This window comes from Ensifer sp. KUDG1, assembly GCF_050434285.1.
In the GTDB taxonomy this organism is placed as follows: Bacteria; Pseudomonadota; Alphaproteobacteria; order Rhizobiales; family Rhizobiaceae; genus Ensifer.
Map to the genome: position 1 here is coordinate 35,359 of NZ_JBNDIG010000017.1, position 19,417 is coordinate 54,775.

16 protein-coding genes are annotated in these 19,417 nt (G+C 62.3%); 10 read left to right on the forward strand and 6 right to left on the reverse strand.

Going from position 1 to position 19,417, the window contains the following annotated elements:
- Positions 1-741: 741 nt before the first annotated feature.
- Complete coding sequence (locus tag M2267_RS29225; protein ID WP_429119386.1) at positions 742-2,064, reverse strand: HlyD family type I secretion periplasmic adaptor subunit; 1,323 nt, start codon at positions 2,062-2,064, stop codon at positions 742-744.
- Positions 2,061-3,842 (reverse strand): type I secretion system permease/ATPase, encoded by a 1,782-nt coding sequence (locus tag M2267_RS29230; RefSeq protein WP_429119387.1) that lies wholly within the window; start codon positions 3,840-3,842, stop codon positions 2,061-2,063. The genes M2267_RS29225 and M2267_RS29230 overlap by 4 nt, the downstream gene beginning before the upstream one ends.
- A 251-nt stretch (positions 3,843-4,093) precedes the next feature.
- Between M2267_RS29230 and M2267_RS29235 the strand changes: the two genes are divergently transcribed.
- The gene (locus M2267_RS29235; RefSeq protein WP_429119388.1) at positions 4,094-5,284 is read left to right on the forward strand and encodes a calcium-binding protein; all 1,191 of its coding nucleotides are present in this window, start codon (positions 4,094-4,096) and stop codon (positions 5,282-5,284) included.
- Positions 5,285-5,367: 83 nt separating this feature from the next.
- Here the strand turns inward: M2267_RS29235 and M2267_RS29240 are convergent, their stop codons facing one another.
- From M2267_RS29240 to M2267_RS29250, 3 genes are read right to left on the reverse strand one after another with little or no spacing between them, the layout of a single operon-like run.
- Positions 5,368-6,066 (reverse strand): HAD family hydrolase, encoded by a 699-nt coding sequence (locus tag M2267_RS29240; protein ID WP_429119389.1) that lies wholly within the window; start codon positions 6,064-6,066, stop codon positions 5,368-5,370.
- Between the two features lie 4 nt (positions 6,067-6,070).
- Positions 6,071-7,084: an ATP-grasp domain-containing protein gene (locus M2267_RS29245; protein WP_429119390.1), complete on the reverse strand. Its 1,014-nt coding sequence runs from the start codon at positions 7,082-7,084 to the stop codon at positions 6,071-6,073.
- Between the two features lie 45 nt (positions 7,085-7,129).
- On the reverse strand, positions 7,130-8,035 hold the full coding sequence (locus M2267_RS29250; protein ID WP_429119391.1) for a methionyl-tRNA formyltransferase: 906 nt from the start codon (positions 8,033-8,035) through the stop codon (positions 7,130-7,132).
- Positions 8,036-8,463: 428 nt separating this feature from the next.
- Here M2267_RS29250 and M2267_RS29255 point away from each other — a divergent pair, with 428 nt between their 5' ends.
- The 3 genes from M2267_RS29255 to M2267_RS29265 all read left to right on the forward strand — a co-directional run bounded on the left by M2267_RS29255 (position 8,464) and on the right by M2267_RS29265 (position 11,515).
- Positions 8,464-9,549 carry a glycosyltransferase gene (locus M2267_RS29255; RefSeq protein ID WP_043610801.1) on the forward strand — a complete coding sequence of 362 codons (1,086 nt, stop codon included), beginning with the start codon at positions 8,464-8,466 and terminating at the stop codon, positions 9,547-9,549.
- A 130-nt stretch (positions 9,550-9,679) separates the two neighbouring features.
- The gene (locus tag M2267_RS29260) at positions 9,680-10,339 is read left to right on the forward strand and encodes a response regulator (RefSeq protein WP_429119392.1); all 660 of its coding nucleotides are present in this window, start codon (positions 9,680-9,682) and stop codon (positions 10,337-10,339) included.
- A gap of 72 nt (positions 10,340-10,411) precedes the next feature.
- Positions 10,412-11,515, forward strand: a complete 1,104-nt coding sequence (locus M2267_RS29265) for a glycosyltransferase family 4 protein (RefSeq protein WP_429119419.1) — start codon at positions 10,412-10,414, stop codon at positions 11,513-11,515.
- Positions 11,516-11,553: 38 nt separating this feature from the next.
- Here the strand turns inward: M2267_RS29265 and M2267_RS29270 are convergent, their stop codons facing one another.
- Positions 11,554-13,191 (reverse strand): DUF7549 family protein, encoded by a 1,638-nt coding sequence (locus M2267_RS29270; protein ID WP_429119393.1) that lies wholly within the window; start codon positions 13,189-13,191, stop codon positions 11,554-11,556.
- Between the two features lie 401 nt (positions 13,192-13,592).
- On the opposite strand from M2267_RS29270, the gene rfbF reads away from it, so the two are divergent.
- The 6 genes from rfbF to M2267_RS29300 all read left to right on the forward strand — a co-directional run bounded on the left by rfbF (position 13,593) and on the right by M2267_RS29300 (position 19,313).
- Positions 13,593-14,417 (forward strand): glucose-1-phosphate cytidylyltransferase, encoded by an 825-nt coding sequence (gene rfbF, locus M2267_RS29275; protein WP_052201503.1) that lies wholly within the window; start codon positions 13,593-13,595, stop codon positions 14,415-14,417.
- Between the two features lie 3 nt (positions 14,418-14,420).
- Positions 14,421-15,578, forward strand: coding sequence for a CDP-glucose 4,6-dehydratase (gene rfbG, locus M2267_RS29280; protein ID WP_429119394.1), 1,158 nt, complete (start codon positions 14,421-14,423; stop codon positions 15,576-15,578).
- Positions 15,568-16,806 carry a DegT/DnrJ/EryC1/StrS family aminotransferase gene (locus M2267_RS29285; protein WP_402326478.1) on the forward strand — a complete coding sequence of 413 codons (1,239 nt, stop codon included), beginning with the start codon at positions 15,568-15,570 and terminating at the stop codon, positions 16,804-16,806. Before rfbG ends, M2267_RS29285 begins: the two co-directional genes overlap by 11 nt.
- A gap of 90 nt (positions 16,807-16,896) precedes the next feature.
- Positions 16,897-17,874 (forward strand): NAD-dependent epimerase/dehydratase family protein, encoded by a 978-nt coding sequence (locus M2267_RS29290; protein WP_429119395.1) that lies wholly within the window; start codon positions 16,897-16,899, stop codon positions 17,872-17,874.
- A 16-nt stretch (positions 17,875-17,890) separates the two neighbouring features.
- Complete coding sequence (locus M2267_RS29295; RefSeq protein ID WP_402326476.1) at positions 17,891-18,904, forward strand: glycosyltransferase family 2 protein; 1,014 nt, start codon at positions 17,891-17,893, stop codon at positions 18,902-18,904.
- Positions 18,876-19,313: a GtrA family protein gene (locus tag M2267_RS29300; protein ID WP_429119396.1), complete on the forward strand. Its 438-nt coding sequence runs from the start codon at positions 18,876-18,878 to the stop codon at positions 19,311-19,313. The genes M2267_RS29295 and M2267_RS29300 overlap by 29 nt, the downstream gene beginning before the upstream one ends.
- Positions 19,314-19,417 lie beyond the last annotated feature (104 nt).

Genomic DNA, 19,417 nt, shown 5'->3' on the forward strand with positions numbered 1-19,417 from the left:
AGACGGGGCGACGGCTTGCGTGGGCTGGGCAGCGGCCTCGTTGCGATGCATGCGACACCCTTCGATCCATAGAACGCCATTCAACCGCCGCGCCGAGAACGGACGGACGAATGATGCGCCTTGAGACGTCATGTCTCGTTGAATTTGTTTGGAATAAACTTCTGATACCGATCAGATCATACAAAGTTACCTGAAATTTATTTTATCTATGCACGGATACAAGCTTTGGTCTTCGCAATAAAATACGTCAACTTCGCCCAAACTCTCGCACGCCAAAAACTGCGTGTAAATTATCTTTTCGTTTTATCGGAAGCAATTTACCTAATTATCTTAGAACTCAATAGTATTACCTCAAATTAATCCATAGCCCTTTAGGATTAACCAGCGACCACTCCGCTCCTCGGGGAACAGAACGCAGCACTTGAAATATAGAAATAAAATCCAAATTCCGAAAACAAACTCACCCATTCTTACGTATAAAAGAGATACTATTTTCATTTCCAAAATTAGATAAAGAACATCTTGCAGTACATCCAAAAATATACAATTGACAAATCTTAGCGCGATTGGAGAAGGCGCTTCCACACTCCCCAGCACGCACCCCGGAACCGCTCTCGGGTGACGGGCGAGCGACGCCGACAGCCCCCAGACAACCGGAGGCGGCCCATGCCAAGGTGGCGCCCTGCGTATCAGCAGACACGCCGGTTCAGCACAATCTTGCGCGGGAAAGACCTTGTGGGCTCATTCCCCGGCAAAGGCACGGCGATAGGAGTCGGAAATCGGCCGGATCAAATACTCAAGGAAGGTGCGGTCGCCGAGTTCGATGAAGGCGTCGATCGGCATCCCCGGATGCAGTTGCTCCATGCGAACGCCGGCCGGCAGCGGCGTATCCAGGCGCAGCACAGCCCGGTAATAGGGCTCGCGGGTCGCCGGATCGGTCAGGCGGTCGGCCGAGACATGGGCAACCGTCGCTGAAACCTCCGGCGTCAGACTGGTATTGAGCGCCGAGAGGCGGACCCTCGCCGGCTGGCCGACATGGACGACGTCGATGTCCTGCGGATGAATACGCGCATCGACGACCAGGTCCCCTGTCGGCAGGATCTCCATAATCTTTTCGCCGGGACCGACGACACTGCCGACGGCGTTGTAGACCGAGGCGACGACAACGCCATCCACCGGCGCCTTGACGACGGTGCGTTCGAGCACCCGGCGTGCGGCCTCGACCTGTTCTTCGACGTCAGCGAGCCCGGTCTTCACCTCGTTCATCGCGGTCACCGCCTGCTCGACGCGCTGGGTCTTCAGCCGTTCGATCTGCTCACGCGCTTCCGCAACCTGCGTGCGGCTCGACGAGGCTTCCGCCTGCAGCATGCCGACCTGGCCGAGCAGGTCCGCTTCGACGCGGAGAAGCTGCGTGTACTCCGTGCGGTTCGTCAGCCCCTTTTCCAGGAGATTGAACTTGCGCTCGGCTTCGCTGCGCACGATCTGCGTCTGTTTCTCGACCGCCGCCTTCTGCGCGGCCAGACCATCAAGCCCATCGTTCAGGCTTTCGACGCGCTGCTGCAGAATGACGGTTTCGGAGGTGAAGCGGGCAAGCCGGGTCTGAAACTCCTTGACCTGCTCTTCCGTCAGGTCGCGGCTTGCGGCCGACATCGTGGCCGGCGCATTGCCGATCGCGATCGTCAGATCCCGCTTCCCGTCCCGCTCGGCGGCAAGCCGCGCCTCCCGCGCCTTCAGTGCCACCCATTGCTTGGCAAGGCGGTTGAGCTGGGTGCGGGCCACGGTGTCGTCGAGGACCACGAGCGTCTGCCCCCTTGCGACGGCATCCCCTTCACGAACCGCGATCTCGCTGACGATCCCGCCTTCCAGATGCTGCACGAGGACATTGCGGCCCGTGGCCGTGATCGTACCGGAAGCGACGGCAGCGCCGGAGAGCGGCGCCGTCGCCGCCCAATAGCCGAAGCCGACAAGGATAAGGGCAAGCGTCCCATAGCCGAGCCGGGCGACAAACCCGGTATCGGTCACGATCGTCTCCCGCCAGGAGCGCCGGGCACCCGCCGCCGTCATGGCCGGTCCCCGGTTCTGCCAGGCAGGAAGGCGGAGATGTTTGCCGGCGGGAGGTTCGACGGCCGCTTGGCAGCGGCTGCCTTCGCTGCCCGATCCGCCCGCTCAGACTGCGCGCGCCGCGCCACCTCGTCCGTTGGGCCGAAGTCATCGATCCTGCCATTCTTCATCACCAGGACCCGGTCACATGTCGTTGCGATCGAAATGCGGTGCGTGACGATGACGACCGTGACGCCGCGCTCCTTCGCGTCTCTGAGCGCCCGTCCGAGTGCCGCTTCCCCCTCACTGTCGAGGTTGGCGTTCGGCTCGTCGAGAACGAGAAGACGCGGAGAGCCGTAGAAGGCGCGCGCAAGCCCGATGCGCTGCCGTTCGCCGCCGGAGAGATTGTTGGAGCCGGGCCCGATCGGCGTCTGATAGCCCTTCGTTTGCGCCAGGATGAGATCATTGGCATGAGCCGCGCGCGCGGCCGCAACCACCGCCTCGTCGGCCGCATCCGGCTCGAAGCGCGAGATATTGGCAGCGATCGTGCCGGGCAGAAGCTGCACGTCCTGTGCAAGATAGCCGATGAGGCTGCCAAGCTGCGTTGAGTCCCAGGTTCTCAGGTCCGCACCGTCGATGGTGATCGAACCCGCGGTCGGGGCAACGGCGCCGGTCAAAAGCCGCGCAAGCGTCGACTTGCCCGCCCGGCTCGGGCCGACAACAGCAACGCTTTCGCCGGCAGCGATCGTGAAATTCAGCCGTTTGAGGATCGGCTCGGGGTCGGCTCCCGCGTCCGGCGAAACATAGAGCAGATCGCGCACGGCGATATCGCCTGCGGGGTTTGGCAGCAGAAGCTTGCGTCCATCGGCATTGCCGGCCTCGATCACCTTTTCGAACCGCGTCCAGGCGCTGCGCGCTTCCATCGCCTGCTTCCAGATTCCGACCAGCTGATCGAGCGGCTGCAGCGCGCGGCCCGACAGGATCGAGGAAGCAAAGATCATGCCGGCGGTCATCTGCCCCTTCAGGACAAGGGTCGCGCCGACGGCGAGGATCGCCATCTGCAGGATCATTCTGATCGATCGCGATATGCCTCCGAAGATGGCGTTGACGACGAGATTTCCGTCGGCGGCCGCAGTCGCGGCGGCAAACTGGCGGCCCCAGACCTCGCTGACATTGTTCGTCATGCCCATCGCGCGCACCGTCTCGGCACTGCGGCTGAACATCTGCGCCGTCAGATTGGCGCTGGTAATCCGCTCCTGCGCGAACTGCGACGCCTTCTTGTTCATGTACTGATTGAGGAAAACCAGGAGCAGGATCACGATCGCGCCGATCGTCGTCATCAGGAAGAGCATTGGATGCAGGAGATAAAGCAGTGCCGCGAACACCGGCGAGAACGGCAAATCGAAGAGGACCGGCGTGCCGCGTGAAGCGATGAAGCCTCTGACGGTCGCAAGATCGCGCAAGGGCTGGATGTCGCCCGGCTCCCGGCCCGTTGCCGCGACCACGTTTGCAAAGGCCGCCGCCCCGAGCTCGCTATCGAGCTTGGCCGCCATGCGCACGGCGTAGATCGCCCGAATCACATCGAGCAGGCCGAGGAATGCGAAGGCGAGAAACGCAATAATCGTCAGATAGACGAGCGTTTCGATGCTCGAAGACGGCAAAACCCGATCATAAACCTGGATCAGAAACAGAGGCGACGTCAGCGCCAGCACGTTGACGACCGTCGAGAACAAGCCGAGATCGATAACGCTGCGCCGGAACGCAGAGCGTAAACTGCCGCTTGTGATTCTGTTGTCTACCATGCTGCAACGACACCGTTTCCAGGAATTTGAGTGGGGCCGTATCGATGGAAGTGTTCCCCGATGTCAACGTGCCGGGGGTTGAGTAGATACTATACATCTGTTGTAGCGGTTGCTTATAGATGCTATTTTAAGCCCCCACCATTCAACGCGACAGATCACAGTTTTCACACGCTCCGGTCGCTTGCTGTCTTTGCGCGGCGGTCGGTAAAAGCAACGGCGCGTATTCTGCCCCACTAATAAAGGATGGAAACATGATCGTTAAGGGAAGACCCGTAGCTGACACGCTTTATGGCACGAACGTAGCTGACACAATTTATGGATATGGCGGCGACGACAGCCTTTGGGGCTATGCCGGAGACGACTATCTCGACGGTGGCGACGGCAACGACCGCATGTACGGTGGCGACGGCAACGACTTCTTCAAGGCCGGTCCAGGCGACGATTATGCTGAAGGCGGCGTCGGCAACGACTCCTTTGATGGCGGCCTTGGCAACGACCACTTCGTCGGTGGCCTGGGCAACGACATCTTCGACGGTGAGGACGGCGACGACATCCTCGACGGCGGCGATGGCCACGACACCATGCTCGGCGGCGCCGGCAACGATACCTTCTACGGCGGCGCCGGCGAAGAATACATCGACGGTGGCGCCGGCAACGACATCATCTATGCCGGCGACGGCAATGACGGCTTCGTCAACCGCATCAACCCGGCGACCGGCAAATTGACGACGCAGGCCGTCGGCGGCGGCGCCGGCGACGACTACATCTATGGCGAAGGCGGCAACGACGCGCTCAAGGGCCAGTCCGGCAATGACCACGTCTATGGCGGCATCGGCGATGACCGGGTCGACGGCGGCGACGGCGACAACTATCTCGACGGCGGCGACGGCAACGACATTCTCGATTCCGAGAGCGGTCGTGACGAGGCCCATGGCGGTGCCGGCGTCGACAGGATCAGCGTCGGCGCAGGCGACGACCTCGTCTATGGTGATGGCGGCAACGACAGCATCAGCGGTGAAGACGGCAACGACACGCTGAACGGCGGCGATGGCGATGACCTGTTCTATGGCGGCAACGGCAACGACACGATCCGTGGCGATGCCGGCAAGGACACGCTTATCGGCGAGAGCGGCTCAGACTTCCTCTGGGGCGGCGCCGACGCCGACCGCTTCGTGCTCAAGGGCGCCGGCGCGCTCGTCGGCCAAGATACCATCATGGACTACCAGGATGGTCTCGATCGCATCGTTCTCGAAAAGCTCGGCATCACCCGCTACGCCAACACCGGCGGTCCCGGCACCGTGTTTGCCTATGACGACCCGAGTGGCGACGTGATCCTCAAGGCACAGGATTCGGCTGGTCACGCCTTCCAGATCGTTGTCGACGATCCGAACGGTACTCTGTCTGCGGCCAACTTCAGCGCCGCGGACTTCACCTTCGCATAAAATACCGGCGGCCGCGGGTTTGAATACGCGCTCCGCGGCCGCCACCCGTCCCTGCCCGTGTTAGCGGTCCAGTCCGCGAAAGCTCAGCGCGAGACCGCTTCGCCCGAGGCGAGTGATCGCAAGGCGTCGTCCAGTTCATCGAGATCGCTGATCCGCCTGTCGGCCTGGTGCGCCTCGTCCGGTGCCGCCGTGCGGTGGACCCGCGCTTCGCGCGCCACCATCACAGTTTGCCATCCGCGTCGGCGCGGCGTGACGAAATCCTTGAGCGGATTGTCGGCGATGTAGACGAGAGTGTCCGGCTTGACGTTGGTCCAGGCCTCGATCGCCTCATACGCCCGTGCGTGCGGCTTCCAGAATTCTCTCCCCCAAAGGTCGGTGAAGATCACCCGGTCGACCAGGGCTTCGAGCCCCAGCGCCTTGACCTTGGCCTGTTGCGTGGCCGCAGGCCCGTCGGTGATGATCGCCCTTCGGCCGACGCGCGCACGTTCCAGATAGCGGCGCGCATCGCTGGCCAAAGTGATTTCGGGCTGGTGTCCGCGATAGACGCCAACCAACTGGCTTACCAGCGCCTCGTCGGCAACAATACCCATCGCCGCCAGGGCCGTGTCGAAAACGCGCCCGCTATGTCCACGCGCGGCAGCGGCCTCGCAATGCCCGGCGAAGCCTTCTACGCCCAGATGGTGCGCCAGCCAGGCATCGACCGCCCTGAAGCCGCTTAGGGCGAAATCCCGCTCCAGATAGAGCGTATCGTCAAGATCGAAGACAAGCACCTGCTCGCCCATCTGCCTATCCCCTGAAGACCGCTGCATCGTATCGCAGCATCAGCACGCCTTCGCGCCAATCGTCGTGAACCGTTCTCGGCAAGCCCGCTACTTCCTCCAGCAGCCATTGGGCAAAGGTCGCGCCGGCGTGGTCCACGAGCGGATAGCCACCGCCGAAACGGGCATTGATTTCGATCACCCGCGGGCCGGTGAGCCGATCGTCCATGACCTGAAAACAGAACGCGCCGCGCAAGTCCGGTAACGCCCGCAAGATGCCCTCGGCCATCGCCCGATGCACCGGATTACGCTCGGTGACTCCCTTTTCGACTTCGCCTGCCCTTATGCGCAAGCGCCGGTGCGAAATGACCGACTGCAAGGTGCCGCCGTCATCGACGAACGCATTGACCGTATGCTCCGGGCCGTCGAGATATTGCTGCAGGATCATCGGCTCTGCGGTCCTTTCCGGCAGATCGGCCATTGAGCGCACCATGCTGATCGAGCGGCTTGCGCTCCCGGCATTGGGCTTGAGGAACAGCGGCCAGTTCCAACGGGAAAGCTCGCCGCGAACCTCCTCCAGCATACCGGTTCGCGGGACCGGCACTCCGGCCGCGTCGAGCACGCGCATGGTTTCGAGCTTGTCGCGCACGACGTCGATGACAGGGGGAGTGCTCACATGCACGCGGCAATCGAAGCCGGCGAAATCGCCCGCCGCTGCCGCAAGCGGCACCAGTTCGGGATCGATCGTAGGCACGAGCAGGCGCACGTCATGCGCCCGCGCGATCTCCGCCAGGCGGCCGGTGAACCCCGGGTGATTATAGGCAGGGACCGCGAAGGCCCGGTCAGCGACGGCGCAGGCGGCGCTCAGATCGGGATCAAGGTCGCAGGCCAGAATCTGGATATCGATGTCCAGCGCGCGTGCTGCCCGACGAAAGCACTCGATCAGGCCAACACGCCTTCCCGCGGAAGAGACAAGGATCTTGAACGACCGGTACGCCATACACGCCTTCTCCTTGACTGTTAGGACGATTGGCCAAGGCAATCGCCGCGGCCCGCCTGACTGAACCCGATGCCAATGCCCGCGCGATCACGCTCCCAACTTGCTGTGCACCGGGGGGCGCCGGCCGTCGGCGGTGCGCCACGCGGTTACCTCGATGCACTGCCGGTCGCCGCACATGACGGTGAAACCATCTGCCGTATGGGTCTGAACTTGCGCGGCAAGGCCGATGTAGCGAAAGGAGTCCGCGAAGGCCCGCGCCGCGTCGAAATGGACGACCTTTCCGTCCTGACGCGAAAAGGCGCCAGGATACGGATCGCCTACCGCCCTGATCAGGCGCAGCACCTCAGCCGCAGGCCGCTGCCAGTCGATCAGGCCATCCTCGGCGAGACGTTTTGCGCAATAGTTCGCCAGGCTGTGGTCCTGCTCGACCCGCGGCGCCCTGCCCGCCGCCGCCAATTCAACAGCCTCCGGCACCATCTCCGCGAGATTGCGCACATGCTTGCCGTAAAGACTGCGCGCCGTCTCCTCCGGCGCGACCGAAAACAGACGCTGCAGGATGATGGGGCCGGAATCCGTGCCCTCGTCGATCCAGAACAGCGACGAGCCCGTCGTCTTTTCGTCAAGCAGGATGGTCCAGGGGATAACGCCCCTGCCCCGCAGGCGTGGCAGCGCCGACGGGTGAAAACCGATCACGCCGAGCCGTGGGATGGCGCGGAAGGCGTGGCGGCAGATCTGCGACCAGCCGAGGACCAGGACGAGGTCCGGGTCGCAGGCGCGAATGGCTGCAAGCGTGTCTTCGCCGTTCACATTGGTCGTATGGCAGACCGCGCTGCCCGCCGCGCGCGCCGGCACCGTCAAGTCCGCGAAATCGGAATGGCGATCCGCAGCCTCCGGCGGCAGCGTAACCACCAGGGAGGGCAGCATCCCCTTCGCCAACAGGGCATCGAGCGCGATCCGGGATCCTTCGACGGCACCAACCAGAGCAAAACGCATTTTGGTTCTCAAATGCACAATGTGTCAGAGCGCAATATACAACTCGGATCACAACCAAGGGAAGAAATAACCCATCCGGGCGATATAAATGTATTTCAAGTATGATATGACGGGATGCTATTTCAGAGCCGGGCTATACTGCAAGAGAATAATTGCATGACAGTGTCTGCCGTTGTATCTTGAAACCACTGCTTTTCTAGGGTGCGCCCTGGAAGGCCAATTTAGAGTACGAACCTATTTCAGAAATGATCGCATCCGATGTGCCCTCCAAAATCGAGGCAATAGGAAGTTGATGTCCTGGCGTGCATCGCGCGCCCAGGAATTTAATGCTTGTGACCAGCGCCGGGATACACGCCAGTGTGCCCTGTCGTCAGGCTCAGGGAATGCGGAGGAATGCCCTAACGGCGGCGCAACTTCGGATCCACGGTATGATTTTGCATTTGATCACCAATTTCAGCGCAAGCGCCGGAGCTGAGACGATGCTCGCGCGCCTGCTCAAGGCGTCATCTGACGAACGCGTCATGGTCGTGTCGCTACTCGATGTCTCGGCGCGAAACCGTGACCTCGCGGACAATCCGCGCGTCGAGTACGTGGCGCTTGGCGCGCATTCGCTCCCGGCCATTCTGCAGGGCACGATGCGGCTCGCCAACATCATCCGCCAGGAAAAGCCGAGCGTCATGCTCTGCTGGATGTACCACGCCATGGTGGTCGGCACGGTCGCTGCCAAACTTGCGCGCCGCGCCACCCCGGTCATCTGGAATGTTCGCCAGTCGCTGGATGACGTCGCCTCGCTGTCGCGAAGCTCGCACGTGGCGATCGCCGCTGCCCGGGTGCTCTCCGGTTCGGCCTCCGGCATTATCTACAATTCGTCGCGCGCCCGCGAAATGCACCGCGCCTACGGCTACCGTAACCTGAATTCGGTCGTCATCCCGAACGGCTTCGAAATCCCCGCGGTGGCGGCCGGCCATGAGGCACCGCCCCGGCGGATCGGGATCGTCGCGCGCTTTCACCCGCAAAAGGACCACGCCACCTTCTTTCGCGCCGCCGCTTCGGTGTTGCGCACCCATCCCGACACGCGCTTTCTCGCCGCCGGCCGTGGGCTTGCCTGGGACAATCCCGAAGTCGTGCGGCTGATTGCCGATGCCGGATTGCCAAGCGAGGCCATCGACCTCAGAGGCGAGGTCGCGGACATGGAGGATTTCTACCGCAGCATCGACATTCTCGCTTTGTCCTCCAGAACCGAGGGCTTTCCGAATGTTGTTGCCGAGGCGATGAGCTACGCGAAAATGGTGGTGGCAACGGACGTCGGAGACGCGGCGGAGGTTGCCGGCAATGCCGGGATCGTCGTGCCCGCGCGCAATCCCGAGGCCTTTGCCGACGCCATGCGCAAGGTGCTCGACCTCTCGCCGGAGGAATATGCCCGCTACGCGCATCTCGCCCGCGATCGCATCGAAAGCGAATACACGCTGCACAACATCGAACGGCGTTACTCCAATTTCCTGAGGAACTTCTAGCAAGCCACCGCACGGCTCAAGCTGCGGAAAGAGAATTCGGAGAGGGGGACCGACACATGAACGACAACGACAAGGGGGCTCGACCTACGCGAATGCCGGCGGACTTGGCGCCGACAGTCAGGCGGGCATCATGACGACGCCGATACGCACAGTCATCATCGACGACCATCCGCTCGTCATCGTCGGCGCCCGCGCGACGATCGATACGACCAGCGATATCGTCTGCGTCGGCTCGGCGGGAACAGGTGCGGACGCGCTGGCGCTGATCAAGGAAACCGGGCCGGACGTTTCGGTCATCGATATCGCCCTTCCCGACATGAGCGGCCTTACGCTCGCCGAACAAATCCTCAAGCAGCAGCTTTCGGCCTATGTGGTGGTGATGACCATTTACCCGGAACGTTCCTACGCACAGCAGGCGCTTCAGATCGGCGTCAAGGGCTTCATCCAGAAATGCTCCGCGCCCGAGCACCTGCTGCTTGCCGTTCGCTCCGTCACGCATGGCGGGCTCTATCTCGACCCGCCGACCGCCCAGGAATTGACCCGCGCGGCGCCAAGTCCCGGATCGCGTGCGTTGAAGACGGCCGGTGTGCCGGGGCTGACCCGTCGCGAGCAGGACGTTCTGCGCCTCGTCGCCCTTGGGTACTCCAATAAGGAAATCGGCGCGCGCGCCAATGTGAGCGTCAAATCGATCGAAACCTACAAGGCCCGTGCGACGGAGAAGCTGCAGCTCCACACGCGGGCGCAGATTGTCCATTTCGCCTTGACCCACGGCTGGATGAGCGCCGTCTAGGCCGTGGTCGGGTCGGGCGCAGGCGGGATTGTCCGCTTGCCCCAATCGAGACAGGAGCCGCCATTGCGAATTGTGTTCGTGCTTTCGGGGCTTGGTGCCGGCGGCGCAGAAAAGGTCGTCAACATCCTCGCGCGCCATCGCTCGGCCCGCGGTGACGACGTGCACGTGCTCGCGCTCAATGCGGAAACCCCTGAGACCTACTTCGCCTACGACCGCTCCGTCCGCATCGAAGCGCTCGGCGGCGGCTCGTCGGTGCCTGTGTTCAGGACGGCCGAGCGTATCGCCCGATTGCGCGCGCGCCTGCGCGCCCTGTCGCCCGACCTCGTCATCTCCTTTTTGACGAAGGTCAACATCATGGTCGTGCTTGCCAGCCGCGGCCTCGGCCTGCGGCTCGTCCTTTCCGAACGAAACAACTTCAACACGCAAGACATGAACGGGCTTTGGCGATTGGCGCGGCCGTTGGCGGCCCGCCTGGCGGAGCGGCTGGTGATGCAGACGACGGAAGCGGCCAATTCGCTGCCGCCGGTCCTCAAAGCCAAGGCCGTGATCATCCCCAACCCGATCACGCTTCAGCATGTGCGTGACAGACAATCAGGCACCGGCACCCGGGTGCTGGCCGTCGGCCGGCTGGACAGGCAGAAGGGCTTCGACCTGCTGATAGACGCCTTTGCCGTTGTCGCCGGACGCGCGCCGAACATGACGCTGACCATCTTCGGCGAGGGCCCGGAACGGCCGGCGCTCGACGAACAGGTCCGACGTCTCGGCCTTTCGAACCGCGTTCGGCTGCCCGGCACGACGAAATCCCCGGTCGAATGGATCAACGCCGGTGATATCTTCGTCCTCAGTTCGCGCTTCGAAGGGTTCCCGAACGTGCTGCTTGAGGCGATGTCCGCCGGCCTTGCCAGCATCGCCTTCGATTGCCCCTGGGGACCGTCGGAAATCATCGACACGCCGGCAGTAGGCATGCTCGTCCCCAAGGAGGACACGCACCGGCTGGCAGAGGCCATAGCCCGCCTGGCGGCCGACGCAACGCTCCGGCAGCAGATCGGCGCCATGGGCGCGCGCGCGGTTGCCGCGCGCTACGCCATCCAGTCGGTCCTTCAGCAATGGGACGATGTCATCGCGGCGCCCGACGAGGCCCAGGCGCTTTACCCGGCAGCACGCGTATCGACCTGACGCGGCGCCGCCTAGGACGGCGACGCCGCATCGCCCGATCACGATCCGGGCGGCGTCGCTGGCTTCAGATAGAGGGTCGGGATCCCATATCTGTCCTTGAAGCCAAGTGAGGCGGACTGCACGTAGCCGTGGCTTTCCGCAAAGGCACGCATCGGCTTTTCCAGCTCGTCTTCAAAGCCAAGCAGAAACGCCGCCGGCGGGTCTTTCTCGAACAGCGCTTCGATCGTCGATGGCGATGTCATCTTGTAGTACTTCGCCAGATCGGGGCTCGTCATGTCGGCGGTGCGGTAGGCAAACGGCCCTGTCGCCAGCTCGGCATAGACATCGAGGCCGCCTTCCAGCGGATAGATGGGCGCGAGCGTCGCAACCTTGCCGGTGACGCCGGCAGCCTGCATCCTCTCAGCAATCGTCACACCTCCCTCATGCACGCGCATTGTCGTCCACTGCTGCGGATGGGTCGCCTTGCCGAGGTATTGGCCAAGGCGCGGCGCGTTGACCGCAAGGACGACAAGCACGGCCGACAGCAGGATCGGCCGCACCATGGGCAGCGCGCGCGGCCCAAGTGCCTCGAGCAAAAGCCCAAACGCCAAAGGAAGGCAGACGAGCGGCGGCGCAAAATATTGCGGGAACCCGGGCGTCGGAACGAAGCTCAGCACAAAGCTGCAGAAGAGCACGCCGGCAAGGACCAGCACCTCCCCCATGCGCAGCCTTGGTTCGGCTGCTGCATTGTCCGTGCGCCGGGCAAAGGCGAAGAACGCGATGGCGATGAGTGCGGCAAGCGCAACGGCCACGGCCGGCGCAAGCCATATGTCCTGCGCCATGACCAGTTTCTGGGCGAGCGACATCGCCCCGCCCTCCCCGTCGCCGCTCATCAGCCGCCAGTATTGCGGATGCGGACCGGTATGGTAGCGCACCACGTGCGCCAGAAAGAGTTGGGGATCCCTGACGAGGTAGAAAAGGATTGGCGCCCCGCCGACAAGTCCACCGATGAGCAGCGGCGCCGCGACCTTTACGATGCGATCCTTCATCGCCAGCGAGCGCGGCAGAAGGAATGCGGCCAGGGCGACGGCCGGGATGAAGGCGATGGCGCTCAGCTTGAAGCACACGGCCAAGGCCAGCAGAAATCCGGCGAACGCCACCATCAACGAACGGCGCTGTTCGTTACGCAGGGCGAGAAGAAAGAGACTGAGGCCGAGAAAGGCGAACGGCCACGGCAGGAAATTGTTGGTGGCGCCAACACCCGTCTGTGTCAGGAACAACTCGTTCACTAGCGACAGGATGCCGACGCAGGCCGTTGCCCAGGCCGAGCGCGTCAACACATACACCACGCCGCCGACGGCGACGGCCATAAGGATCCAGGCCAGGAAGACACCGAGGCGACCGCTTAGAAGCAGGTCGCTCGACCCCGTCAACTTGCTAATGGCGTAGAAGTACCAGGCGGAGGCGGGCGGATGATTGTAGAAGAAATCGGCGTAGAGCGCATGGTCGTTCAAGAGCCTGGCCGGCGGGACGTACAGCTGCTCGTCTCGGCGCATCTCGAAATTCATGATCCGAAGAAACAGGAAATAAAAAACGAACAGGAAGAACAGGGCTGCGGCAACTTGATAGAAAATCCCGACTGACTTTCCTTCAACGGAGCCCGGTCTTTCCGAAGAAACACTTGCTGGATAGGTCATGTAAAAACTCCGAAAAAAATAGACGAAGTATAAATACAGGCTGGCGACGGGAACGATGCGGTCGCACACGGCTTCAAATGGGTCACACAGGATCGTAATGCGCAGTGGCGCACGGCCTAGCGGGACAACCCCGACAAGCGTGCAGGGATAAACCTGACACGTAAAAAGGCTTGCGGCCCAGCGGAATATAAGGTATTTCTTGTATATTAGTTACTTAACATAACGGAAACCCTGGGATTTATCCAGACATATTCCGTAGCACGCAGGTAACCGCCTGCCTTTATTGACGTGCATTTTTATCAGTTATTGAAAACGCTCAAATCGCGCATTGGATCGCGATTGCTCATGAATAAAACCTGAGACGTCAACACTATCCCAAACATATCTTCTTGGAGACCGCTATGAAAGTCGTTCTCTTTGCGGGAGGGCTTGGCTCGCGCCTGGCCGAGGAAACCACGCGTATTCCTAAGCCGATGGTTGAGATTGGTGGCAAACCCATCATTCTTCACGTCATGGATATTTACAGCCACTGGGGGCACCGCGACTTCGTCGTGGCCGGCGGCTATAAATGCATGTCGATCAAGAGCTTCTTCCATAACTTCCATCTGTCGACCGCGGACTTTACCGTCGCGCTCGGAAGCGGCTCGATGGTGCTGCACCCCAATCATCCGCTCGACTGGAATGTCTCTGTCGTGGACACCGGCCTGTCGACGATGACCGGCGGTCGACTCCTGCGCCTGCGCGAATGGCTCGACAACGAGCCCTTCATGGTGACCTATTCGGACGGCGTCGGAAACATCGACATCGAGGCGCTGCTGGCGTTTCACCGCTCGCACGGGCGCCTTGCGACGGTTACCGCCGTTCAGCCTCCGGCCCGCTTCGGCAACCTCGAGATCGAAGGCGACCAGGTCGTCGAGTTCACCGAGAAGGTGCAGAAGAAGGAAACCTGGATCAACGGCGGCTTCTTCGTCTTTGAACCCGGCGTGCTCGACTACATCCCGAGCCTTTCCGAACCGCTGGAAATGTCGCCGCTGACCAATCTCGCCAGGGACGGTCAACTGTTTGCCTACAAGCATCACGGCTTCTGGCATCCGATGGATACGGTGCGCGATCGCGATTATCTGAACGGCCTGTGCGAAAGCGAAGATCCGCCGTGGCTGCACTTCGAACGCGATCACCTGGCCGCCGCGACAGCCGCACCGTCCACCCATCACGTACGGATGTAGGACATGGCATTGATCACCAGCGAGGCCGACCTTGCCGAGGCATTCCGTGGTCGAAAGATCCTGGTCACGGGACACACCGGTTTCAAGGGAGGCTGGCTCTCGCTCTGGCTGAGGCGACTGGGTGCATCGGTGGTCGGCCTGTCGCTGCCACCGTCGACGCCGTCCTTCTACCTGGCGACCGGCCTCGGCGACGTCATCGACGGCCATGAGGGCGACATCCGCTCTGCCGCCGACGTGGCGCGGGCTATCGACGGACAGGATTTCGATCTCGTCATTCACATGGCCGCGCAGGCTGTGGTGCGGGCCTCCTTCGAGAGCCCGGTCGACACCTATGCGACCAACGTCGTCGGCACCGCCATCGTGCTCGATGCGGCAAGGCGCATGAAGTCCCTGAAGGGCGTGATCGTCGTCACCAGCGACAAGTGCTACGAGAACCGCGAATGGGTCTGGGGTTATCGGGAGAACGACCCGATGGGCGGGCGCGATCCCTACAGTTCGTCGAAAGGCTGCGCCGAACTCGTCGCAGCCGCCTATCGATCCTCGTTCTTCAATGACCCCAACGGGCCGCAACTTGTCAGCGTGCGCGCCGGCAACGTCATCGGCGGCGGCGACTGGGGCGCCGACAGGCTCGTGCCCGATCTGGTCCGGTCGGTGGAAGTCGGCAGTCCTGCGCGGCTGCGCAATCCGGCGAGCATCCGGCCATGGCAGCACGTCTTCGAGCCGCTTCGCGGTTACATGATGCTGGCGGCGCACCTGCTTCACGGCAGAACGCGCTTTGCCGGCGGCTGGAATTTCGGGCCCGACCAGGAAGCGACCGTCAATGTCGGAACGCTTGCCGACATGGTCGTCGGCCAATGGGGCGACGCGCCACCGAAATACATCGTCGAGCCGCAGGTAAACGCGCCGGTGGAATCGACCATCCTGCGCCTCGACAGCACCAAGGCTCGTACGGAACTCGGCTGGAAGCCGGTGCTGCGCCTGCGTGACACCGTGGCCATGACTGTCGCCTGGTACCGCAGGTACCGGGAGGATCCGAGAACCATCCGGTCGTTCTCGGAGCATCAGATCGAGCAATACGCCGCCGCCTGGAAACAGGAAGTCGAACACGAAGCAAGACCATTGCCATTGCGCGACATCGGAGATTGGAAAGATGCGAGTTAATTACGGACAGTCCGTTTACGGTCAGGAAGAGATCGATGCCGTTGTGGCAGTCCTGCGCTCATCGACACAGATGGGCGCGGCCGTCAGGACGATGCAGGAACGTGTCGCGACGCTCTTTGCGAAACGGCATGGCATCATGGTGAACTCCGGTTCGTCCGCGAACCATCTCGCCATCGAAATCGCCGATCTTCCGAAGGGATCCGAGGTCATCACGCCCGCATTGACCTTTGCGACGACGGTCGCCCCGATCGTGCGCGCCGGCCTTGTCCCGGCATTCGTCGATGTCGTCGAAGGCACCTACAATATCGATGTCGACGCGATCGAGCGGATGATCACCAGGAAGACGAAAGCGGTGATGATCCCATCCCTGATCGGGAATTTGCCTGACTGGGATCGCATTCGCGCCATCGCCGACGCACACAAACTGCTGGTGATCGAAGACAGCGCCGACACGCTGGGCGCGACGATCAGGGACACCAGCACCGGCGCGCGGTCCGATATCAGCACGACCAGCTTCTACGGCTCACACGTCATCACCGCGGCGGGCAACGGCGGCATGGTCTGCGTCAACGACGACGAACTGGCGCGCAAGGCAATGCTCTATCGCTCCTGGGGCCGCACATCCTCGCTCTTTGTCGAATCCGAGACCATCGAGAACCGGTTCAACATCGATCTCGACGGCTTCGACTACGACGCCAAGTTCGTGTTCGAGGTGCTGGGATTCAACATCGAACCGTCCGAAATGGGCGCAGCATTCGGGCTCGTCCAGCTCGACCGGCTGCAGCAGAACATCGACGCGCGCGAGCGCAACTTCGCCAAGCAGCGCGCCTTCTTCGAGACCTACGAGGACTGGTTCGTGCTGCCGGAGCAACTGCCGCTTTCGCGAACCGGATGGCTCGCCTACCCGATGACTGTGCGCGCCGATGCACCGTTCACCCGCCGGGAGATGCAGATCTTCCTGGAACAACGCGACATCCAGACCCGTCCGGTGTTTACCGGAAACATCCTGCGCCAGCCGGCGATGAGTGGCGTTCACAGCAAGGTCGAACCGCGCGGCTATCCGGTCGCCGACGACGTGATGCGCGGCGGCATCCTGCTTGCCTGCCACCACGGCCTGACGCAGGCGCACCTGGACCATATCCACCAGTCCTTCCGTGATTTCGCCCAGCGGTATGCGAGCTCCGGCGCCACGAAGCGCCGGGATCATCAGCCGGCCTCGTTCTTCTGAGCGAACACGAAACGCGCCTCTCCGACCAAGGGGAGGCGCGTCAGACGGATCTTCGGTCCTCGGCGGTCACGCGTAGATGAGAAGAGGCGCATGTCGAGAATATTGATAACCGGTGCCGCTGGCTTCATTGGTTCGCATCTGACGCGAACCTGCCTCGACGCGCGCCATGAAGTGCATGTGGTGGTGCGGCCCGGCTCGGAAGACAGCCGGCTCGAGGCCGTCGACGGTGCGTTCATCCGGCACAATTTCGACCTTCAGTCCGACGATGCCATGCGCCGTTGCCTGCAGGACGTCGAGCCGGAGATCGTCTTCCATCTCGCCGCCCGCACGCGCCGGCGCGAAGAGGCCGAACTCAACGACGCCAAGGCCGGCATCCGCGAACACCTCAATGCATTGCTCGGCCTGCTCGGCGCGGCAAGCGCGCTGCGCCATCCACCGCGAAAGATCATCCGAACCGGATCGCTTGCCGAATATGGTGCGACACCCGCCCCCTACGAGGAAGACAGCCGCGAAATACCGGTAAACGCCTATGGGGCCGAACTGACGGCCGCGACCCATTTCATCGGCGGGTTGCAGGCACGCCTGCCTTTCCCGGTGATTACCGCGCGGCTGGCGCTTGTCTTTGGCCCGAAGCAATCGACCGAATTCATGATCCCGTCCTTCATCGAGCGTTGCCTTGCCGGCCAGCGCTGCCTCGTCCGCCATCCCAGCGACCGGCGCGACCTGCTCTATGTCGACGATGTCGTCGAAGCGCTGCTGCGGATTGCCGATGCGCCGGTCAGCACCCGGCTCGTCAATGTCGCAACCGGCATCGCCCCGCCGATGCGCGAGGTCGCACGCCTGATCGTCGAACAAACCGGCGCCGACCCCGCCCTCATCGAATACGGCTCGGCCACCTCGACAGGCGGCATCCGCGATTTCCGGGCAGCGCCGGGGCGCGCCAAGGATCTGTTCGGCTGGAGCGCCCGCATACCGTTTGCGGAAGGGCTGGCCCGCACCATCGCATGGCACAGGGCCGTCGTGCCGCCGGCCTCGAGCGACAGCCACACTTCGCGCAAGACCGTCTGAGGGTGGTGACAACGAGATGAAGAAGAGACAGAAAATCTCGATCCTGGTACCGGCCTATAACGAGGAGGCCAATGTCCGGCGCGCCCACGAGGCGATCGTCGACATGTTCCGCAGCCTGCCCGAATACGACCGCGAGATCATCTTCACGGACAATCACTCCACCGACAGAACCTTTGAGATCCTGTCGGAGATTGCAAGCGAAGACCCAAGCGTTCGGGTCATCCGCTTCAGCCGCAACATCGGCTACCAGCGCTCGCTGCTGGTGGCCTACAAGGCGGCGACCGGTGATTGCTCGGTGCAGATCGACTGTGACCTGCAGGATCCGCCGCACTTGATACCCGGCATGATCGATCTCTGGCTACAGGGACACCAGGTGGTCTACGGCATTCGCCGGACGCTCACCGACGGCTGGCTGACAACCCATATTCGCCGCGCCTTCTACTGGTGCATCAATGCGCTCAGCGAGGACGATCTGCCGCTCAACGCCGGCGAGTTCAGGCTCGTCGACCGATGCATCCTCGACGAGCTGCGCAAGGTCGACGACACGTCTCCCTATCTACGCGGCCTCATCAGCGCCATGGGGTTTTCCCAGGTCGGCTTCGAATACGACCGTCACGCGCGCGTGGCCGGCGAAAGCAAGTTTCCGTTCAGGGCGATGCTGTCGCTTGCGGTCGATGGCATCCTCAACCATTCGCTGACACCCCTTCGGCTCGCCTCGATGGCGAGCCTGGTGATGGGCACCGCCACGCTGCTGCTTCTGTTCGGCTACCTCGTCGGCAAGCTTCTGTTCGGGCAGGATTGGCCCGCCGGCTTTGCCACGACCACGATGCTGCTTTTGCTCTCCATTACCTTGAACGCGATCTTCCTCGGCATCATGGGAGAATATGTCGGCCGCATCTTCATGCAATCGAAGCACCGTCCCGCCCCGATCATCGAAGCTTCAATCAACAACGACGAACACCGGCGACCGACGCCGGCGATGCCGGATTGGAGGCGCGGCGATGTCGCTGCCGACAACAAAAGACGCTAGCTCCCGGCAGCGCGCCGGCGAAACGCTTGCCCGCTTTGCGGCCGTGGGCGCCGTGACGACCCTGCTCGACATGGCGTTGTTCAATACGTTCTATTTCGCAGGGGCGCCGCCAACGCCGTCCAACCTCGTCTCCTATTCCTGCGGCATCGCGGTCAGCTACTTGCTCAATCGCGCCTGGACCTTCCGCGCCGCCCACAGCCATGTGCAGGCGGTGAAGTTCGTCGCCGCCACCCTGACGGGCCTCTTGATATCGACCGCGATCGTCGCAGGCCTTGCCCTCCTGATCCCGGCACCGGTCGCCAAGGTGGTCAGCGTCCCGATCGTCTTTGTCTGGAACTACCTGGCGTCGCGACATTGGGTCTTTCGCGGTTCAGAGGCGCCAAGTACAGCCACTGGAAATAACACTTAAAACAACAAGCGCAGTTCGGTTTTGAGTCTATTTAATACACGACACATCGACTGAAACAAAAGATATAAATTTGAGATTTTAGAATTTTTATTTTGAAGTTTTGG

Excerpts from the sequence above, each read along its gene's own strand:
- M2267_RS29285 (WP_402326478.1), top strand. The coding sequence starts at position 15,568 with ATGCGAGTTAATTACGGACAGTCCGTTTACGGTCAGGAAGAGATCGAT.
- M2267_RS29260 (WP_429119392.1), top strand. The coding sequence starts at position 9,680 with ATGACGACGCCGATACGCACAGTCATCATCGACGACCATCCGCTCGTC.
- M2267_RS29255 (WP_043610801.1), top strand. The coding sequence starts at position 8,464 with ATGATTTTGCATTTGATCACCAATTTCAGCGCAAGCGCCGGAGCTGAG.
- M2267_RS29230 (WP_429119387.1), bottom strand. The coding sequence starts at position 3,842 with ATGGTAGACAACAGAATCACAAGCGGCAGTTTACGCTCTGCGTTCCGG.
- M2267_RS29290 (WP_429119395.1), top strand. The coding sequence starts at position 16,897 with ATGTCGAGAATATTGATAACCGGTGCCGCTGGCTTCATTGGTTCGCAT.
- M2267_RS29225 (WP_429119386.1), bottom strand. The coding sequence starts at position 2,064 with ATGACGGCGGCGGGTGCCCGGCGCTCCTGGCGGGAGACGATCGTGACC.
- M2267_RS29300 (WP_429119396.1), top strand. The coding sequence starts at position 18,876 with ATGTCGCTGCCGACAACAAAAGACGCTAGCTCCCGGCAGCGCGCCGGC.
- M2267_RS29240 (WP_429119389.1), bottom strand. The coding sequence starts at position 6,066 with ATGGGCGAGCAGGTGCTTGTCTTCGATCTTGACGATACGCTCTATCTG.
- rfbG (WP_429119394.1), top strand. The coding sequence starts at position 14,421 with ATGGCATTGATCACCAGCGAGGCCGACCTTGCCGAGGCATTCCGTGGT.
- M2267_RS29235 (WP_429119388.1), top strand. The coding sequence starts at position 4,094 with ATGATCGTTAAGGGAAGACCCGTAGCTGACACGCTTTATGGCACGAAC.
- M2267_RS29270 (WP_429119393.1), bottom strand. The coding sequence starts at position 13,191 with ATGACCTATCCAGCAAGTGTTTCTTCGGAAAGACCGGGCTCCGTTGAA.
- M2267_RS29250 (WP_429119391.1), bottom strand. The coding sequence starts at position 8,035 with ATGCGTTTTGCTCTGGTTGGTGCCGTCGAAGGATCCCGGATCGCGCTC.
- M2267_RS29295 (WP_402326476.1), top strand. The coding sequence starts at position 17,891 with ATGAAGAAGAGACAGAAAATCTCGATCCTGGTACCGGCCTATAACGAG.
- rfbF (WP_052201503.1), top strand. The coding sequence starts at position 13,593 with ATGAAAGTCGTTCTCTTTGCGGGAGGGCTTGGCTCGCGCCTGGCCGAG.